1 pseudogene is annotated in these 1,038 nt (G+C 44.4%); it reads right to left on the reverse strand.

The features are described 5' to 3' along the window. Window positions 1-759, reverse strand: a pseudogene (locus tag QUA02_RS33505) (ISAs1 family transposase); the annotation flags it as partial. Between the last annotated feature and the right edge of the window lie 279 nt (window positions 760-1,038).

Genomic DNA, 1,038 nt, shown 5'->3' on the forward strand with positions numbered 1-1,038 from the left:
TCATAACTCATTTCAGTTTCCCTGAATTCCTGAGTTTTTGCCGTCTCAAACCAGTCTTTAACTTGATTGTAAAGAGTGGGATGATTGCTTTTTAGTGCCACGACATAATCGGCTTTTTTCTGACGAATCAGTCGGACTATTTCTGTTTGAGTCCCCATCGCATCAATGGTGATAATCGCCCCGGCAATGTCGAGTAGTTCTAGTAGGGCTGGAATTGCTGTGATTTCATTGGAATGGTCTTCAACTTTGACTTGCCCGAGTACCAAACGCTGTCCGCTCGCCCAAGCTGTCACTAAATGTAAGTTTTTTAAACCTTTCTCTCGATCGTAAGAACCTCGCAAACTTTTGCCATCTATGGGGATGATTTCTTGGCAGACTGAACCCATAATTTGTTGCAACCATTGCGATAATTTCTCCTCTAACACTTTCGGGTCTAGCTTTTCAAACACCCGGCGAAATGTATCATCGCTGGGGATACCATTGGGTAACTCTAAAAATTCTTCACGCCCATTGTTGCTTGCTGAGTCCATAATTTTCGATGTCTTCCCACCCCTGGGCGCCGGCGATCGCAGCTAATATGGTAATGACCAGAATGTCTTTAAGTAAATGTTGTTTTGTTCGGTCTACTCTCGGATCTGGTATGTCATCAAAATAAGTTGATAAGCAAGCTTGTAAGTGTTGCATGGAGAGCGGTTGAGACCTGTCTGGTTTCGGTGATGATTTTGCCTGATTCACAACACGCTCGAATCCTTTCTCCATTGATTTTTCCTCACGATTCGTGACACCGATGAAGCACTATTATAGAACCCATTTGAGCTCTTTGAGGCTGCGAGTTGATCGCCCGTTGTCTGTCGCTGGCCCCTTATCTCTCGCTGCCCCGTTATCTCTCGCTGCCCCGTTATCTCTCGCTCGTCCCTTATCTGTCGATCATCAAAATATCTCAAATGGGTTCAAAGAACCGCTCTTGACAGGAGGCTCTTTTATATCTTGCCCTTTTTGTCAAGTACAATTTATACCAAATTAGATGAGCTTACCCTG

The organism is Microcoleus pseudofavosus SVA1_A4, assembly GCF_036700565.1.
Lineage (GTDB): Bacteria > Cyanobacteriota > Cyanobacteriia > Cyanobacteriales > Microcoleaceae > Microcoleus.